Source organism: Salipaludibacillus sp. HK11 (assembly GCF_047795645.1).
Lineage (GTDB): Bacteria > Bacillota > Bacilli > Bacillales > Salisediminibacteriaceae > Salipaludibacillus.
In genome coordinates this window covers 4,513,677-4,531,301 of the sequence record NZ_CP181045.1, presented here as the reverse complement: position 1 = coordinate 4,531,301, position 17,625 = coordinate 4,513,677, and the positions used below count along the sequence as shown (strand labels likewise).

Here is a 17,625-nt window from a genome sequence, read left to right as displayed (position 1 = left end):
TCCCAATACGCCCATTAGTGACCACCGTGACCTTTATCATGAGTTTAAATCCATAACAAATTCCACGGTAGATTAATCATACCGCGGAATTTTTATCATACTAAATCTCTTGAAATATCTGTCTTCCAAGTTTTCTTAAAAATCTCTTTCTCACTTTCAAAAGCTGTCAGCGTGTTTGTTAAATAAAATGTAGTCTCGTCGCTAGTCATTTCACTTTGGCTTATTAGTTTCGTCTGCCATTCTTTTCGACCAACTGTCAACTCCCATTCGCATTTAACGTGAGCGGATAACGGATCATTCTCTTTTATTGTGTACGTGTTTTTATTTATGCTCCCATGCTCTAAACCGTTCACAAGTAATTTCCTCTCACCTTCGTCTGATAAATCGTCTAATGTCCAAATCCCATTTATCAAATCATGCGACACACTTCTCGTTCTATTTTCTGTTCGTTTAATTTCTTTTTCAATGACCTTGGCTACTTCCGGCCGTTTAAAATGGCCACATGTTTCATCTTCAGGTTGGGGCGTTCTAACCGGCAATGCAATATTTGTGTCTTCTCCAGAATAAAGTGTTAGAGTCACAGGTTTAGGAGATGGCCAAGCTTGTGGCCAATAAGTTGGTGAGACGGCGACTTCCAATCGATGCCCCTTAGGTACTTGTTGCCCCAACACATCGAGTTGCACAGATATTTTATATTTTTCCCCTGGTACTAAAGGTTCTGGGTGCTCATGCGAATTTCGATGTGTCAGATTTAACATTCCCCAACTGATTAGAGTTGATTCGCCTGTTGGTGCTTTATCAGACAACCTAACTGCTAAGAATGCATTTTCTTGATCTGCAGATAATTCAGCGTTTAAAACTGGATAACCTAATAACTCTACTTTTTCCTGCAAAGGGTCCGATGTAAATACAACAGATTTCCCATTCTCTAACCGTTGATCAGCTGGCAAATCACCTGGTTGGCCGAATGGACAGAATACTCCTGAGTAAAAACCGTGTTCCTGTACACTCGGGATAGTAACCGTTTCTCCATGTTTCACTTCATCTACAAGCTTGTTTTCTGCAAGCCAAAGTGATTGTTCCTTGACATTTTTTGATGGCCAAGAGTGATCAGCTACCCATTTCCCTGGTCTCTCATCATAATTAACTGCAGGTAATTCACTATCTTGAATCCATGTGATCAATTTTGGTTCATTCATAATACCGGTTTCTTCACCTTTTAACCAATGATCCCACCATCTCAGGCACTCTTGTAAAAATCCAATAGCAGGATCAGGTGTTGCAACTTCAGGATATTCATGTGCCCATGGGCCAATCAATCCCTTGCTTTCATTCGGTAAGTTTTCCAATAGTCTAAGGACCGCATTCGTATAACCATCTTGCCAACCGCTAATCGCAAACACCGGTACTTTGATATTAGAATAGTCCTCACCAATTGATCCATGTTTCCAATAGGAATCCCTGCGCTGGTGCCTCATCCAATTTTCGACAAATGGCGGCGTGTTTTCGAGTCTGTCTAGCCAATTTTCTTTCCAACTTGAACCAACATTCATCGGGTCTTGTGGTCTTGCGTTATAGACAAACATTGTCGAAGCCCACCAAAGCATGTCAGATGCTAATATATTTCCACCACGATAGTGGACATCATCTGCATAACGATCATCTGTTGAGCACAAAGTAATAATTGTTTTCAGCGCTGGGTGTTGTCTAGCGGCAACTTGAAGACCATTAAATCCTCCCCATGATTTCCCGATCATTCCAACTGATCTAGTCGACCATGGTTGTTTTTCTATCCAATCTATCACTTCAAGCGCATCATCTTGTTCCTGCTTTAAATATTCATCCAGTAAAATACCATCAGAATCACCGGAACCTCTAATATCAACACGAATGCTAGCATAGCCATGCCCTGCAAAGTAGGGGTGTCGAATCGAATCTCGGATCGCTGTGAAATCATTTTTTCGATATGGAAGATATTCCAGAATTGCTGGTACTGGGTTCTCTTCTGCGTCATTTGGTAACCATATCGTTGCAGCCAATTTTGCACCGTCAGACATCGGAATCCAAACATCATCAATCTTAATAATTTCTCTCGGATATTCCGTTTTTACTTTTCTTTCCTTGGAATCTTTTATATTAAATACCAATATAGACAACCTTTCTATCTTTCTTTTTAGCTTTTTTCGTAACCTTTGTTTTTTAAAATTGAGTAAGAGAAGCAAAAAACACAAATCTACGCGATTCGTTGTTTCCCCTTTTTTTCGAGTTTACCTAATATAAAGTCCGCTACAATAGCTAAGATTGTTGCAGGAATCGCACCGGCATATATTTTAACGTCGGATTGAAGGCTAATGCCTGAGATAATTTCTTTACCTAGGCCTCCAGCGCCTATATATGGACCGATACAAGCAACTGCAATAGCGATAACGGCAGCAACTCGTAATCCAGCCATTAAGAAGGGGATGGACAAAGGAAATTGCACTTTAGTCAACAATTGCAATGGCGTCATTCCAGACCCTATCCCTGCCTCTACAATGCTATCGTCTACTTCTTTTATTCCAACATAAGTATTTCTTACTATTGGAAGTAATGAATAAAAGAATAACCCTATCACCATTGTTTGAAAACCTAATCCCAAATAGAGCATGAGGATAGCTAACATCGCTAAACTTGGAACCAATTGAAGGATATTTGTTAAAGAAATAATAAACGGTGCGAATTTTTCATATCTAGCAGCAATAATACCTAATGGAATTCCTACTAGAAGCGCAAGTGCGATCCCATAAACCACCATTAATATATGTTCCATTGTTAAAGATAATAATTCAGCATAATTTTCAACCATATACTGACTTAGTTCAATGATAAAGCTCATACCAAATCACCCCATTATTCTAGCATGCCTTTTTCTTGTAAAAATTCTCTAGCTACTTCTTCTGTACTTCGTTCATTAATATCTACTTCGTGAATTAAAGCGGTCATCTCTTCTGTGCTAACTAAGCCAACAATAGAATCAAGAATTTCACTAACATCTGAGTGATTATCTAACACTTGATTTCTGGCTACTAGTGAACCATCGTAGGGTGGGAAGAACTTCTGATCATCTTCAAGTAATTTCAAATCATATTCTAAAATTTGTGGGTCAACTGTGTATGCTGTAACAACATCTAAATCATCACTCTCAATACCTGCATACATTAAAGCTACGTCCATTCCTCTAGCATCGCCAAATTCATATCCGTAAGACTGTTGATAACCTTGATATCCATCATTCGAGCGTTCAATCCAAGAATTATCTGTACCTAAAGTAAGGTCTTCGGCAAATTCGCCTAAATCAGTCATCGTTACGATGTTATTTTCTTCTGCAAACGCTCCTTGAATAGCAATACCGTATTGGTTACTAAATCCAACGGAATCGTACCAAGTCATGTCATACTCTTCACCAAACAGTTCTTGTGCTTGCATAATTGTGTCTTGAGGATCGGTGGAATACTCTACTTGATCATCATCAAAGTGATTATTGTACACTTCACCAGAGTATAGTAAAGCAAAGTCAAATTCTTCTCTATCGATTGCTGCCATTATTTGTGGGCTAGCAGGAATATCTTCAGTAATATTTACTTCATGATCTGTTTGATCTTCTACTAATTGTTTCACAACTTCCGCCATTATTTTTGGATCCGTATTTCTCTGCGCTCCAAATTCAAATACTTCTGAGTCATCTGACGAACCACTATTGCCACATGCTGACATGGTAAGTAAAACTCCGGTAACTAAACTCGTAAATATCATCTTTCTCATAAATAAAAATCCCCTTTTCTTCTATATAATATATTTATTAAACTTTAGAAAACTTTTTTTCGATTTTTCCAAAGATCAAATCTAAAATTAATGCAATTGCAATTGCCAGGATTGTCCCTGTGAAAATCATATGTTTATCGTTATATCCAATACCGGCTAATACTAAGTCACCTAAACCACCTGCACCGATTAAAGCAGCAAGTGTCGTCCAACTTATAATATAAACCGTAGTTACGCGTATTCCAGACATAACATAAGGAAGAGCTACAGGAAGTTCGACTTTAAATAGCCGTTGAGTTGTGCTAAACCCCATACCTTTAGCTGATTCAACAATAGCTGGATCAATTGATTGTACACCTGTGTAGGTGTTTCGTAATAATGGCAAAAGGGCATATAAAAACAATGCCGCAACCGCTGGCTTGAATCCAATTCCCAAAATTGGGATCATAATTGCTAATAAAGCAACCGTAGGAATCGTTTGGAAGATGTTAGCTATATTAAAAATCAGGTTTTTTACCTTTTCGCTTTTCATTTTTGTCATGTAGACGGCTAGCGGAACAGTTACTATTACAGATAAAAAGATAACGAAAAAAGAAATAACAATATGCTCATAGGTGTACCCCAAAATAGATTCATATCTTTCCTGCCAAAATATCAGGTAATCCATGATTAATTCCATTTAAGCCCCACCACTCTTACTCTCATAAATTTGGTGTAAAGCTTGAAACAACTGACTTCGATCTACAATGCCGACCAATTTATCAGTTTCCGAAATAACTGGTAATACTGATGAAGGGTTAGGGTTCTTGCTAATTTCTTTCATCACCGTATTTATATCTGTGTTTTCCACTATTGAATTATTTTGACGATTTATTAAGTCTAGTAGCTTACCTTGTTTATTTGCTAAAGTTTTATAAAGACTAACTACCCCTTCATATTTACCATCCGAATCTACAACAGGAATTTCCGCCATATTATTCCTAATCATTATCTCAATAGCTTCATCGCTCGATATTGTATGCGAAATAGATGGACAATCAACTTCGATAAATTCACTTAGTGCAGGTATTTTTTTAGCGCTTTCTAATCGTTCTGTTCCAATAAACTCTTTCACAAAATCATTGGCTGGATTTGCTAATAATTCACTTGGTGACCCCTTTTGAATGATTTCGCCATCTTTCATTAAAATAATTTGATCGGCTATTTTTATCGCTTCATCCATATCATGCGTAACAAAAACAATTGTTTTATTAATCTCTTTTTGAAGACGAATAAGTTCATCTTGTAGTTGTTCTCTACTAATTGGATCTAGCGCACTAAAAGGCTCGTCCATAAGAATTGTAGAAGGCTCAGCAGCTAATGCTCGAATAACACCAATTCGCTGTTGCTGACCACCACTTAATTCAGATGGATAACGATTTCTAAACGTATCAGGTTCAAGATTAACCATTCTTAGAAGTTCATCGACTCTTTGTTTTATTCGCTGTTTGTCCCATTTTAGTAGTTTAGGTACAGTAGCGACATTGTCGAAAATAGTCAAATGTGGAAATAAACCAATACTCTGGATGACATAACCCATTTGACGACGTAGTTCTATTGGATTCATTTCTTTTAAATTTTTCTCGTCTATTAAAATTTGACCACCTGTGTACTCCGTTAATCGATTTAATAGTTTCATCGTAGTTGTTTTCCCACAACCACTAGGACCAATTAGAACATTGATTTTTCCTTCTTCAAATATGAGATCTATATCTTTTAACGCTTGAAATCCATCATCATAGATCTTATTAATATTCTTTAGCTGTATCAAAAGCCTTCCCCCTTAAAATACCGAATGATTCATTTATTCCAACAACATTTAGTCTACCTAAACAACAATCATATTAAAAATGTCGTATAAACGTAAAATAGTATAAACTTCGTACAATTTTAAGTTTACGTTGTGTATAAAGTTTATCTTCTTAGATATACGCCAATTTGCGACAATTTCCTTCATATTTACTAACTTTTAAAGATTTTCTTTATGTGATAACCTTAATCATAGATAATAAAGTTAGGGGTTAGGTGATATATGAATAGTAAAGAAAAATTAGAGGCTGTAGATCATAAAATAATTGAACAAATTGCTGAAAATATGAAATCTTATGGGTTTCCAGGTACTATCGGAAGAGTGATAGCTTTTATCTACTTTGAAGGTAAACCGTTAGATTTAGATACACTCGCAGAAAAGACAGGCATGAGTAAAACTCGCATGAGTCAAGTTGTAAGAGAGATGGTTCATTTAAACATCGCAGAAAAAACGTTTGTCAAAGGGTCTCGTAAAGATTATTACACTGTTGAAAGAGACTATTATCAAATATTCATTTCTCTCTTTACGTCCAACTGGAAGGAGGTAATCACAAAAAACAGAAACATTGAAAGAAAAATCCAAAAAAATCTTCAAGAGATATTAGCAGATGACGAGGCTAGTGATTCCCTAAAAGAAGAAACTAAAATATATATGGAAAATTCAGAACGATCACTTGACTATTTTGATTGGATTAATAGATTAGTAGATTTCCTAGAAAGTCAAGAAATTTTCAAACATGTCCCTAAAGCGGAGGACTTAAAAAATAAATAACTAGTAACACTTCTAACTCCATATTTTCATTTAAAACCTTAATTTGATGGATTATGAAGTGTAAATTTATCTTATGATTTTTAATTCCTCCTCAGTTAATCTAAGGGTGCACATTGCATGTGACACTGGGGGAGGATTTTTTGTTTTTCTTTAATGGGGATCGGTTACAAATTAAGGAAATCTTTCAGCCAGCAGGCGTCTTCCATGTGGTTTTTAAATTTTAACCTCTGCCTCAAGTTTTCCTTTAGGGTGATTCCCTTTTCTTCTATCTGTAGAAATAATTAACACCAATAATACTAACTGCAGACTAGCAAATAACCACAAAGTGACTTCTGTCGAAAACATTTCCATGCTCCACCCTGTAAGAAGCGGAACAAGCGCACCGCCAACACCACCTGATGCGATAAGTAAACTAGTGATTTTTTCGGTCTTCAAGCTGAGAAGCGCATTGGCATAAGTAAGTGAAATTGCAAAAGTACCCGACATAAATAGTCCAATAATCAAAATAAATACGAAAAGACCAACTATTCCGCTTATAAATGAAAAAGCAATTAGTGTCAAAAGTGTAGCTATGTTTGTCCATAAAAGATATTTATAATAAGTCACTTTTTCAGCAATCACACCAGCAAAGATTCGACCAACTGACATAGCAATCCAAAAAAACGTGACACTTAAAGAAGCAACAGCGGTACTGACACCACTTAGCTCAATAAGTATTGCAGGAAGAAAATTAGCAATGCTCATTTCAACACCTACATAAGTGGCAAATAAAATAACAAACAATATAAATAGAGGAAGTTGAGCCCCACTTTTATATGTACCTTCATTTAACAATGAAGGCTGAATTATTTTATCTTTTTTATTCGGAATGTCTTCTGTAGGACTGTCAATAAATGCATCCACCTGACCAATCTTTATCCATAAGAAGATCATTATCAATGAGAAGAATGCTAATACAAAGAAAGCCAGGTTCCAGTAATTAATAACAATAAAAATACTAACTATTAAGGGCATAAGCATAGCTCCTATACTGAAAAACACTTCGACTTTGCTCATAACTACTGCTTTTTTCTCTTTGACAGAGTCCAGTATTAACGCACCAATTATTGCCTCGACTATCCCGAAACCAAATCCAGCAAAAGGCGCCGCAACAATGATCCATTCCCAGGAAGGTAAAAATCCGTAGACCATTTGCGCCATGAATAGCATAGACAATGCAAATAACAATGCGTTTCGGTGCCCTAATCTTTTAACCCACAATGGGGTCATAATGACACCTATTAAAAACCCAGCAAATTGCATTGAGATAAGCAGACCACCCTCACGATAATCTCGACTATAATAGCTTAAGAGTTCAGGGAGACTTGCACCAATGATGACATTTGCAAATCCAATAAGTAAATAAGAAGCATAAAATAGCCAAATCAAACGTTTCATTTTGTTTTCCTCCTGCGTAGAAAGTTTATATGTTTTAATAGGCAATATACGCAATATACACTATTTTCTGTCGAACAGATAGGATTAAAATGAGGTTAAGAGATATTAATTACAACTATAAAACATGTACCTCAATTTTGAGATACATGTCATTTTTAAAATTTACATTTTTTGTTCAAAAATTACCGTCTTTTTATCTTCTGAATAAACTTTTATCTCCTTATTGTTAATTTCTACATAAGGCTGATGATTCCAACTATCCGACGATTCACCGCTACTCGGTTCTCCAAAAAATGCAGACACTAAATAGCTAGTTCCAATATCAACTTTTGCCTCAACCATTGGAATCACAGTCCGTGAGTTTATCAGATTTGTATTCGAATTAGGGTGTATGAGAGTTGGCTTTCCATTTCCATAAATACTTTTTACACCAGTTATACCTAATGAATTCTTAGCCGATATCGTATGCTCGTCATCTATCACTTCTAGCTTCTCTTCTTGAAAACCATTATCTGTTTTCCCTAAAGCGAATCCCCCGTCAGCAACGTCTAATTTTCTTTTCGTATCAATCTGATGGATACGTATATGCCAGGGGGCGCCTACGATTAACCATGTCTTAATAACGACATCATTCCAAGGTTTCCATTTAGTATAGATAACATTTTCACCGATGTCGTATTCTTCTACTTTCCTCTTCATTCGATAGATGTTATCCTCTTCACTTAATGCAAGCGTGGAATCAAATGCCCCTTGCCCAAGTCCCCATTCCGCTCTTGGGACACTAAACCCAAAATAATTAGAGTAGACAAATTTCTCATATTTAGCAGAAGTATGTGTGTGGTCATTTGTAGAAGGATGGCCTGAGTTAAAAGCCAGCACATGATTCGTTTCTTCCTGACGACATATAACTAAATGAGGCGGACGTTGAACAGCAACTTTCTTTAATGAAGGAAGTGGAGCCTCTTCTGATTGCCAAAACGGATGATCGTCTTTTAATGCTAATATTAAGAACGTCTTCAATCCCCAATAGGGTGATCCGGAAGAATTATAATTCTCACCCATCACTAAGTTAGGATACGTATAGCCAACACTTAATGTCCCATCCGCATGAAAAATAGGTTGCTTTAACCACCAACGTAAATTATTCAAGACAATTGCTTTCATTTGGCCATAGGAGAACGTTCCCACTTCAGCATAAATCATTGCACTCCAAAATGAAGATTGCGCAAACCTATATGTAAGGCTTCTTCCATAAGGAAGAGCCGAACCATCATTTGAGAACCAATAAATAAAGTCTTGAGCAAATAAACTAGCTCTTTCTTTATATAGTTTTGATCGTTCTGGATCGTCTGACTCCATGAGTTTTGCATATAATAGACAATAATAATGTATTGCAAAAGAACTATAGTAATCACAATGAGCATCCACACCGTCAGAGTACCAACCATCTGAGATATAATAATCATTAATCCTATCTAAATTATTCTCTATTTTTTCCTTATCATAAGAAACTCCCACATTCTTAAAGCCCATGTTTACGACAACAGCAAACAGTAACCAATTACAATCGTGTGCTTTATAAGTATTTATCTGAGAGAGCCATGAAATAAGATTACTTTTTTCCTTTTCATTTAATGGCTCCCAAATTTTATCCGGTACAAGTGCTAGAGCAAAACCATATACAGCCATCTCAACAATTCTTTGGTCAAAATCGTTGATATCGCCCCAATATTCCTCGTGATCAGGATTTGTACCATTTTTTACTCCTTGCAAGGTCGTTTCCCATTGACTGTACTCCCTTCCTCCGGCTAAAAGGGGAACGATTCCCCAAAGCAATCTCGAAAATCCCTCTAACTCTGCCACAGGATCTGGGCAGCCTGCACTCGTATTTCCAACATGAAGCGAAGCATAACCATCACTAAATTTACTCTCTAATGGCTGACAAATTTGCTCCAATGCTACATTAATGTCTTCTCTCGTTTTAAGAGGATTCTGATAAATTGGTAGATCAAAATTTTTCATTTAAATACCTCCAGTTTGTAAAGTGTAAGTTTTAGATTATCTTCATTTCACCTATAACAAAGCGCCAGTATAATTATTACTTTACTGGCGCTTCAAATGACAAGTAATCAACTTTCTATTACCCTAATTTCGGTTTATCTTCTAATCTTATTTCATTTGTTGATGTGTTTTCTAGCTCAAGTATTGTAACGACATTGTTTTTTTCTTTTAATAAAGGACCTGGTAAGTATAATCTCTGCTGAGGGCCCGCTGCATTCCAATATCTTCCTAAGTTAAATCCATTTATAAAGATATTCCCTTTGCTAAACCCTTCTGTATCTACAAACGTGTCGTGTTGTTCCTTTGCATCAAATGTTCCTCGAAAAAATTTAGGATAACGGCCGTCTTTTGCTAGTGAATAATCCTTTGGTAAATGATTCAATTCAATAGAATGCATTACCCAATTAAACCAGTACTGTCCTCCTAACCAAATGTTTTTCGTTAATCCTTTTTTATCTATTAAATGTTTCCCATAATTTGCTCTACCCATATTCTCCACTAAAATTTCTAATGTATTTGTATCTTTAGGGAAATCTAACAACACTTCTTCCTCTTCATCATTTATATAAACCGTCGTTTCATACTTTCCATTAATATAGATATAAGCCCGATCACGAATTGGTTCCGTATCTAATTTTAATAGACCTTTTTTGTTAACGTTTGTGCTGTAGAGAATATAGCCATATTGTTGCCCTACATCTTCCATGCTTTTCGGTGTTAAATTCTCGGTAACTGTCCCAACCTCGTGCAATGTATCAAATAAACTGACCGATTCATGCAGAGTCACTGTACCTAGGTTTTTCGTCTCTATAACGTTTTCCACATCTTCAGGTACTTCCGTATACTTCCTTAATACATTTTTTACTTCTTTATATTTTTCGGTTATTTCTCCATTTTCAGATAGCAGACTATCATAATCATAACTCGTTATCGTTGGATAATATTTATCGTAGTGGTTTGCACCATTCATAAACCCAAAATTGGTTCCTCCGTGAAACATATAGAAATTTACAGAGATTTTCTGTTTTATTAATTCCTCGAAAACTTCTGCTGCCTCTTTCGGATCTCTCGTATGGTGCTTCCCTGACCAGTGATCGAACCAGCCGATCCAAAATTCAGCCACCATTTTAGGAGAACCTGGTTTATATTTCTCTAACGTGGCAAATGATTCTTCTACCCTTGAACCAAAATTCAATGTCGTCGTTATGTCAGGTAACGACCCTTGTTCGATAAAGTTTGGTCCATCTGAGGTGAAAAGAAACGTATCCATCCCATGTTTAGCGTACTGCTCTTTAAAAAACTCCAAATAAACTTGATCGTTACCATATGCACCATATTCATTTTCTATCTGCATCGCAATGATAGGGCCTCCATTTTTCTGGAGAAACCTTTCTAACCTTGGCAATAATTCATTGTAATACTCTGCGACATGTTTTAAAAAGACAGGATGACTAGATCGAATCGTTATATCCTTTTCAGCCAATAACCATGCTGGTAATCCACCCATTTCCCATTCGGCACAAATATATGGAGAAGGACGCACGATAACATAGAGGTCTAACTCTTGCGCCGTTTCAATGAATTTCTCTAAGTTAGCCAACCTTGTAAACTCGTATTTACCCTTCTTTGGTTCATGAAAATTCCATGGTACGTAAGTTTCTACAGTATTCAACCCTAATGCTTTTAACTTTTGAAGTCGATCTTTCCAATATTCTGGTACGATTCGAAAATAATGAATAGCGCCAGATAGAATTTGAGTTGGTTTGTTATTTAAATGAAATTCTGCATTTTTTGCTTGTAACATTGTGTTCGCCCCCTGAATTATTCCAACTGTATTTTCTTATGTAAATTACTTTTGCCAAAATAAATCTGTATACCCTTTTAATCTAGCAATTCCTTCTACAAAAAAGTAGTCGCCATAAATAAGTGGGTTATTCAAATTTTTCTGCTCTGGATAGTGACCTGTTCCGTGAAGTATTACACCATCTTCATTCGGATTATCCCAAGCACCATAGTTTTCATATAAAGATTGCAAGATTTTTTCTCCAGCATTCTTATATATATGTGCTTCTTTTTGGGGAACTTTTTCCGCTAATAACAATAACCCAGGTGCGGCAATTGCTCCAGCAGATGAATCGCGATACGATGTCACGTCTTCTGGAATTCGAAAGTCCCAATGCGGAACATAGTCTTCTGGTAAATTTGCTATAAAAAAATGCGCTACGTTTTTGGCAGTCTGTAAGTATTTATCTTCTCCCGTATATTCATAACATATAGTTAAGCCATATATTGCCCAAGCTGTCCCTCTAGTCCATGCAGAATCTGAAGCATATCCTTGACCACCAATAAACTCGATTCGTTCTCCCGTTTCTGGATTAAAGTTAACGATGTGGTGAACAGATCCATCCGCTTCAATAAAATGTTCAAGAATCGTATCGGCATGCTTCATTGCAACTGATTTAAAGCGCGGATCCCCGGTTTGTTCCGAAGCCCAAAATAGAATCGATAAATTCATCGCACAATCGATAATCGCATAACCTCTATTTTCATCACCTTCGAACCAAGGATTCCAAGCACGAATATAGTTTCCATTCACATTAAATCTCGCCATTAATAAATTTGCCGCTAACAGTCCACGACGTTTTGAATCTTCATCTCCTAGAAGCTTATATCTTGCAATACTCGTTAAAGTCCACATAAATCCAATATCATGGTCTAATCGATAGTAATCTGTAATAACATTATCTAACTGTTCTTCACATTCTTCGGCTATTTTTCGAAGCGATTCTTCTTTTGAATCACGATATATTAACCAAAGCTGCCCTGGCCAAAAACCTGCCGTCCACCAATGGGGGGCAGCAAATTCATACTCACCACCTACACTTGCATGAGGAAAATTCGCACCTATCTTTTTACTTGTTCTCAATATTTTGTTTGTTATGTCGCTCCAAGCTTCATCTATCCACTCACGTTCATTAACCATTTTCCCACCCTTTCCTACTCAAATTCAAACTCTAACTTGATTGTACAGCTCTTTTCTAGCTTTTTGACAATAAAATCAAGAGCCATATATGCTTCTTTTTCACCCTTATGATTGCGGAAATACATTTTATTTTGTTGGAATTCCAGTTGATTTCGTTCAAATATAATCTTTAATTTCTGACCAGCACTACCTATAAGAAAAACACAATTCCCATCTTCTTCTATTAATAAATTCGGTGTTATTAATCTTTCAACAATAGCGCCTGGATGTTCTGAAAATATATAATAATCTTCTAAGATTAGTCTAGGATTTCCATGCTTTTCCCAGGTGAACTTCCTCACTAACTGCTTTAAACTAGCAATATCGTAGGCAGCAGAAATATCAAGTTTCCATTGCTCATATTCTTTTTCCTTTACGATCTCTTTGTTAAAAGCGGCAAATGTCTTCCCTGCCTGTTGGTGTTGATTATTAATGATTGGAACTGAGTGGCCTTGTGAACCATTACATACAATATTATATCTTTCCGGACCAAAATATTTACTTGTATATTCCCCACTCCCTAAATCTTTTAAAAATAATTCATTCTTTCCATAAAGCATGAATTGACCGATGTCATTATGATTATGCGGCTCAGCATTATGTCCTCCCTTTGCAGCGAAAGCAAACCTCCCCTGCATTGAAGAATATCTCGAAATCAACCATTGAGCATCCGGAAGATAATAGCTTGCTTCCTTCCAAGGTTGTCCTTCCACTCGCTCATCAAACCATAGCAAATTTCGAATCGCCGGAGCCCATCTACTGCAGTGGTCATCTGTATATTTCGTATGTAACTCTACTTCCGGAATTTCTACATCTGGATAGAGCTTATGTAAGTAATGACTAAGCCCTGGAAAAACTTGAGCTTTAGGTACAGAATCAGAGAAATTAACAATCATATCTTCACCTAAAAAACTTTTTTGTTGGAAAAGAGCAATTTGATGAACTTTTTCCGATTGAAACAAATCAATTTTCCTACTAGACTTTCTCTTCAGCAAGTCTGCAAAATAAACATAATATCCAAAACCATATTGCCAATATCCGTACCCTTCCAAACAAGCACCATCGTCATTAAATCCCTCTAAATAGTATGTCATCGTACGTACCACACGTTCTAAGACGACTGCTAATTCCTCTGAATCATCTATTAAGTGAATCGCTGCCGAACCAATAGATCCCGCACATACCGATGCCCAATTATGAGTAGCCGTCTCCCATCCGAACTCACCGTTTTGAAATGGCCAAAAAATTCTTCTATACACTTCTTCATGGATTCGTTTACCTATCAAAGGATCAATTAAATGCTCTGTTAATTTTAAAATTTCACTCAAAGCAAAAGCTGTTTCGGCAGAAAATAAGTCTATTGTAACCCTCAAATTTTCTCGGGTTGTTTTCTGATAAAGAGAAAAATTGTGTCCTGATGATGTTTCTGGATTATTCGCCAAGTGAGCAGGCAAACACCAAGTATATTCATCACAAATCGACCATATTGTATTTTGTAATGCATCTCTGTATTGTAAATGATTCGGTTCTAGTAACAGCATAATTGCAAATGTATTCAAACGTCTTCGTCTAGCAAAATAAATAGTTTGATATTCCATACGTGATCCTGTTTCTTCATATAATTTAAATAATGAATAGGTTAGTTCAGGATCATTTTCGCTAATAAACCTTTCAGCTTCCATTTTAATTTCTTTTAACATCGGCGAATTTTGGTTTAACCTTTCAAACCAGTTACATTGTTCATCTTTACTCGAAAATAAAACGGACCCTTCTAGGGGCATGGAGCCCATCAATGATTTAATTTGAGTTTGATTCATCGTATCCCTCTTTACATAGGACTAATCTCTGAAATGAAACAAAATGAAGTGGAGTTCCGGAGGTCCAACTCTAATTAATCCTTACAACCATTTACTTACTAGAATGCCACTATTGTTCCGCTGTTTCAATTATCGCCCTCGATTCTTTCTTTTTTTCTATTTTTTCAAATGCCGTGTAAGCAAAACGCATAATCACTAAGCTAAGGAAGCTGCCTGAGAAAAATAAGAAAATTACAGGAACCCAAGTTGTTACATAAAAAATGACATAAATACTTAGTCCAATATAAATTGCATGAAGTGGATAGGATGAACTAATAATAAATGCATATTTAATATACTCGGTAGTTTTAATATCGTAATGAACAATAACAGGAATTAAAATAAATGCTGTCATTAAATAGAAGAGAGCTAAGACAATAGAAAGGAAAAATAACACGAATCCAATAGGACCACCAAAATCTCGAAAAAACAGTAAATCCCAAAACAATACAACCCCTGCAATCGCAAAAATTATTCCTAGGATATTCGCTCTCAAGAAGTATTGTTTGTAGGTATTCCAAAAGGTAGAATAAATCGGAATGTCACTATCACCTCTTATCCAATGGCGAACAATTGTAAACATTGCTACAGTTGCAGGGAAAAAGCCCAAAACAACAAAACCTATGATGGTAAAGGATATCCATAATATATTTACAAATGCCATCCGCATAATCCATGTTGATATTTTATATAAAGCAGATTCCATTCGTCTCACCACTCCCTTTTGTTGCCAATAATGAATAACACACTTCTCATACATACTATTTCTAAAACTTACATTTATAATCAGCTAATACATGATCACTAGTATTATCCCCTTATAAACAAAAGATATAGTCTATGAAAAGGGGATAACCTGTAACCCTAAATAAGACACTAATAACCATAAGAAATCCTTAGCTTTTTACTGCCCCTGCAATTCCTTCAATAAAGTATCTCTGCATAACAATAAACACTAGCATTACTGGCACTAAGGAAATCGTAGCTGCTGCTGCCATCCCTGAGTAATCAGCTGCATACGTTTGAACAAAACTTTGCATTCCAACAGCGAGTGTTCTTATTTCCGGACGACTTAGAGAAAGTACCAGAGGTATCAAAAAAGAACTCCATGTCCAAATAAATTGCATAATCGCAGTAGTTGCTACTATCGGCATACTTAATGGAAGCATCACCCTTGAAAAAACTGTCAAAAATCCTGCTCCATCAATTTCAGCAGCTTCTTCAAGTTCTTTTGGTATATTTGCAAAAAATGATGCAAACATTAATATGAAAAGTACGTGAGCACCTGATCCTTCCGCTACAATCATTCCAAGAATAGAGTTTGATAGTCCCATTGCACTTACTATTTGAAATAATGGAATTATGGTATACCCTTTAGGTATAAACATAATTGCAACAACTGTTATTAAAATAACTCTTCTCCCTGGAAAGTCTATTCTTCCTAACGCATAACCTGTTAAAGAAGACAGAAAAATAACAATTGCGACGACAGAAACAGTAAAAATAATTGTATTCATAAAATACCCTGCGAAATTAGCTGTAACCCATGCTTCCGTGTAATTTCCCCATTGAGGTGTCTCTGGAAGTATTGTTGTACCGCTAGTTAAAAACTCACTATTTGTTTTTAGTGATGATAGAACCATCCAAATAAATGGATAAATCCAAATAAGTCCAATAAAAAGCAAGGAAATGTGAATTATAAGTCGAGATGATTTTGTAGTTATCATAATTAAATACCACCCTTACTTTTCTTCTTGCTCTTATTTCGCATTTTCAATAAATCTTTTCCGAATGTACCAGCACCAAACACCATACTAATCGCAAATGTAAATAAACCTAATAGAACACCTGCAGCTGAAGCATAGCCCATCCTTGTACTACCTCCACCAAGTTGAGCTGAAAAAGCATAATTATAAATAAACAAGTCTAATGTTTCCGTGGCAAAGTTAGGTCCACCATCTGTCATCGTTTTGACTAGGTCAAATGCATTGATACCACTAACTAATGATAATAATACAATGACAGCAAGCATAGGCTTTAGAAGAGGTAGAGTAATGTATCTAAGTGTCTTCCAAAAACCCGCCCCATCTAACTGAGCTGATTCATATAAGTCATTTGGAATTGATTGTAATCCAGCTAACCAATAGACCATATTAATGCCTAGACCTTTCCATGCACCCACAACAATTAAAATCGTGATTGCTAACGTGCCGTTTGTTAACCATGGTATTGAAGAATCTATTAGATTTAGTGATTGCAATACAGTGTTGACTAAACCTCGAGTCCCAAAAATACTACTCATAATAATACCTACAATCGCAGTTGTAGTTACTACAGGAAGAAAATAAACTGCTCTATAGAACCCTTTACCTTTAAGTCTCGCATCATTCAAGATAATAGCTAGAATTAGCGCTACCCCAACTCCAATAACTGTAGTTCCAAGAATGTAGTAAATTGATACTAAAAAAGAATTCCAAAACCTTGGTGAATTCAGCAGCTGAATATAATTCGCTAAGCCAATAAAGTTGTTTAATGGACCAACTCCCGACCAATCATAAAATGAATACACATAACTCATTACAATTGGGTAGGCCGAAAAGATAAAAAAGACGATTATCTGAGGCATAAGGAAAATATACGCCCAAACTGCTTTTTTTCTTTTTTGTTTATTTACACTTGGGATTTCCGGTTTTTTTTCAACACTTTCTGTATTAGGTCTGTTCTGTTTAAGATCGTTTTGCTCTCTAGCCATACTAACCTCACCCTCTAATTGAAGATTTAAAAGCCCATCACTTAGATCTTCTAGACCTAAGTAATGAGCCTAGCAA

14 protein-coding genes are annotated in these 17,625 nt (G+C 36.1%); 1 reads left to right on the top strand and 13 read right to left on the bottom strand.

The features are described 5' to 3' along the window. Nucleotides 1-95: 95 nt before the first annotated feature. The 5 genes from ACM26V_RS21445 to ACM26V_RS21425 form a co-directional block, all read right to left on the bottom strand. Nucleotides 96-2,147, bottom strand: coding sequence for a CocE/NonD family hydrolase (locus ACM26V_RS21445; RefSeq protein ID WP_416148803.1), 2,052 nt, complete (start codon nucleotides 2,145-2,147; stop codon nucleotides 96-98). 86 nt (nucleotides 2,148-2,233) lie between these two features. Next, nucleotides 2,234-2,875 (bottom strand): ABC transporter permease, encoded by a 642-nt coding sequence (locus ACM26V_RS21440; RefSeq protein ID WP_416148802.1) that lies wholly within the window; start codon nucleotides 2,873-2,875, stop codon nucleotides 2,234-2,236. A 14-nt stretch (nucleotides 2,876-2,889) separates the two neighbouring features. Continuing rightward, complete coding sequence (locus tag ACM26V_RS21435; RefSeq protein WP_416148801.1) at nucleotides 2,890-3,801, bottom strand: glycine betaine ABC transporter substrate-binding protein; 912 nt, start codon at nucleotides 3,799-3,801, stop codon at nucleotides 2,890-2,892. 37 nt (nucleotides 3,802-3,838) lie between these two features. Beyond that, nucleotides 3,839-4,480, bottom strand: a complete 642-nt coding sequence (locus ACM26V_RS21430) for an ABC transporter permease (protein ID WP_416148800.1) — start codon at nucleotides 4,478-4,480, stop codon at nucleotides 3,839-3,841. Continuing rightward, nucleotides 4,481-5,611: a betaine/proline/choline family ABC transporter ATP-binding protein gene (locus ACM26V_RS21425; protein ID WP_416148799.1), complete on the bottom strand. Its 1,131-nt coding sequence runs from the start codon at nucleotides 5,609-5,611 to the stop codon at nucleotides 4,481-4,483. Nucleotides 5,612-5,872: 261 nt separating this feature from the next. Here ACM26V_RS21425 and ACM26V_RS21420 point away from each other — a divergent pair, with 261 nt between their 5' ends. Next, complete coding sequence (locus ACM26V_RS21420) at nucleotides 5,873-6,421, top strand: GbsR/MarR family transcriptional regulator (RefSeq protein WP_416148798.1); 549 nt, start codon at nucleotides 5,873-5,875, stop codon at nucleotides 6,419-6,421. 213 nt (nucleotides 6,422-6,634) lie between these two features. Here ACM26V_RS21420 and ACM26V_RS21415 read toward each other — a convergent pair whose 3' ends face one another. The 8 genes from ACM26V_RS21415 to ACM26V_RS21380 all read right to left on the bottom strand — a co-directional run bounded on the left by ACM26V_RS21415 (nucleotide 6,635) and on the right by ACM26V_RS21380 (nucleotide 17,549). Beyond that, nucleotides 6,635-7,858 (bottom strand): MFS transporter, encoded by a 1,224-nt coding sequence (locus ACM26V_RS21415; protein ID WP_416148797.1) that lies wholly within the window; start codon nucleotides 7,856-7,858, stop codon nucleotides 6,635-6,637. Between the two features lie 162 nt (nucleotides 7,859-8,020). Continuing rightward, complete coding sequence (locus tag ACM26V_RS21410; RefSeq protein WP_416148796.1) at nucleotides 8,021-9,880, bottom strand: DUF2264 domain-containing protein; 1,860 nt, start codon at nucleotides 9,878-9,880, stop codon at nucleotides 8,021-8,023. A 118-nt stretch (nucleotides 9,881-9,998) separates the two neighbouring features. After that, nucleotides 9,999-11,723 (bottom strand): glycoside hydrolase family 35 protein, encoded by a 1,725-nt coding sequence (locus ACM26V_RS21405; protein ID WP_416148795.1) that lies wholly within the window; start codon nucleotides 11,721-11,723, stop codon nucleotides 9,999-10,001. A 45-nt stretch (nucleotides 11,724-11,768) separates the two neighbouring features. Continuing rightward, a complete protein-coding gene (locus ACM26V_RS21400; RefSeq protein ID WP_416148794.1) occupies nucleotides 11,769-12,902 on the bottom strand; it encodes a glycosyl hydrolase in 1,134 nt (377 codons plus the stop codon). A gap of 14 nt (nucleotides 12,903-12,916) precedes the next feature. Next, a complete protein-coding gene (locus ACM26V_RS21395; RefSeq protein ID WP_416148793.1) occupies nucleotides 12,917-14,758 on the bottom strand; it encodes a hypothetical protein in 1,842 nt (613 codons plus the stop codon). Nucleotides 14,759-14,867: 109 nt separating this feature from the next. Then, nucleotides 14,868-15,503, bottom strand: a complete 636-nt coding sequence (locus ACM26V_RS21390) for a YesL family protein (RefSeq protein WP_416148792.1) — start codon at nucleotides 15,501-15,503, stop codon at nucleotides 14,868-14,870. Between the two features lie 190 nt (nucleotides 15,504-15,693). After that, on the bottom strand, nucleotides 15,694-16,524 hold the full coding sequence (locus tag ACM26V_RS21385; RefSeq protein ID WP_416148791.1) for a carbohydrate ABC transporter permease: 831 nt from the start codon (nucleotides 16,522-16,524) through the stop codon (nucleotides 15,694-15,696). A gap of 2 nt (nucleotides 16,525-16,526) precedes the next feature. After that, nucleotides 16,527-17,549 carry a carbohydrate ABC transporter permease gene (locus ACM26V_RS21380; protein WP_416148790.1) on the bottom strand — a complete coding sequence of 341 codons (1,023 nt, stop codon included), beginning with the start codon at nucleotides 17,547-17,549 and terminating at the stop codon, nucleotides 16,527-16,529. Nucleotides 17,550-17,625: the final 76 nt, after the last annotated feature.

What these genes read in the sequence shown, in the direction of transcription:
- ACM26V_RS21390 (WP_416148792.1), bottom strand. Translation starts at nt 15,503, where the DNA reads ATGGAATCTGCTTTATATAAAATATCAACATGGATTATGCGGATGGCA.
- ACM26V_RS21405 (WP_416148795.1), bottom strand. Translation starts at nt 11,723, where the DNA reads ATGTTACAAGCAAAAAATGCAGAATTTCATTTAAATAACAAACCAACT.
- ACM26V_RS21430 (WP_416148800.1), bottom strand. Translation starts at nt 4,480, where the DNA reads ATGGAATTAATCATGGATTACCTGATATTTTGGCAGGAAAGATATGAA.
- ACM26V_RS21410 (WP_416148796.1), bottom strand. Translation starts at nt 9,880, where the DNA reads ATGAAAAATTTTGATCTACCAATTTATCAGAATCCTCTTAAAACGAGA.
- ACM26V_RS21380 (WP_416148790.1), bottom strand. Translation starts at nt 17,549, where the DNA reads ATGGCTAGAGAGCAAAACGATCTTAAACAGAACAGACCTAATACAGAA.
- ACM26V_RS21415 (WP_416148797.1), bottom strand. Translation starts at nt 7,858, where the DNA reads ATGAAACGTTTGATTTGGCTATTTTATGCTTCTTATTTACTTATTGGA.
- ACM26V_RS21440 (WP_416148802.1), bottom strand. Translation starts at nt 2,875, where the DNA reads ATGAGCTTTATCATTGAACTAAGTCAGTATATGGTTGAAAATTATGCT.
- ACM26V_RS21385 (WP_416148791.1), bottom strand. Translation starts at nt 16,524, where the DNA reads ATGATAACTACAAAATCATCTCGACTTATAATTCACATTTCCTTGCTT.
- ACM26V_RS21395 (WP_416148793.1), bottom strand. Translation starts at nt 14,758, where the DNA reads ATGAATCAAACTCAAATTAAATCATTGATGGGCTCCATGCCCCTAGAA.
- ACM26V_RS21400 (WP_416148794.1), bottom strand. Translation starts at nt 12,902, where the DNA reads ATGGTTAATGAACGTGAGTGGATAGATGAAGCTTGGAGCGACATAACA.
- ACM26V_RS21435 (WP_416148801.1), bottom strand. Translation starts at nt 3,801, where the DNA reads ATGAGAAAGATGATATTTACGAGTTTAGTTACCGGAGTTTTACTTACC.
- ACM26V_RS21420 (WP_416148798.1), top strand. Translation starts at nt 5,873, where the DNA reads ATGAATAGTAAAGAAAAATTAGAGGCTGTAGATCATAAAATAATTGAA.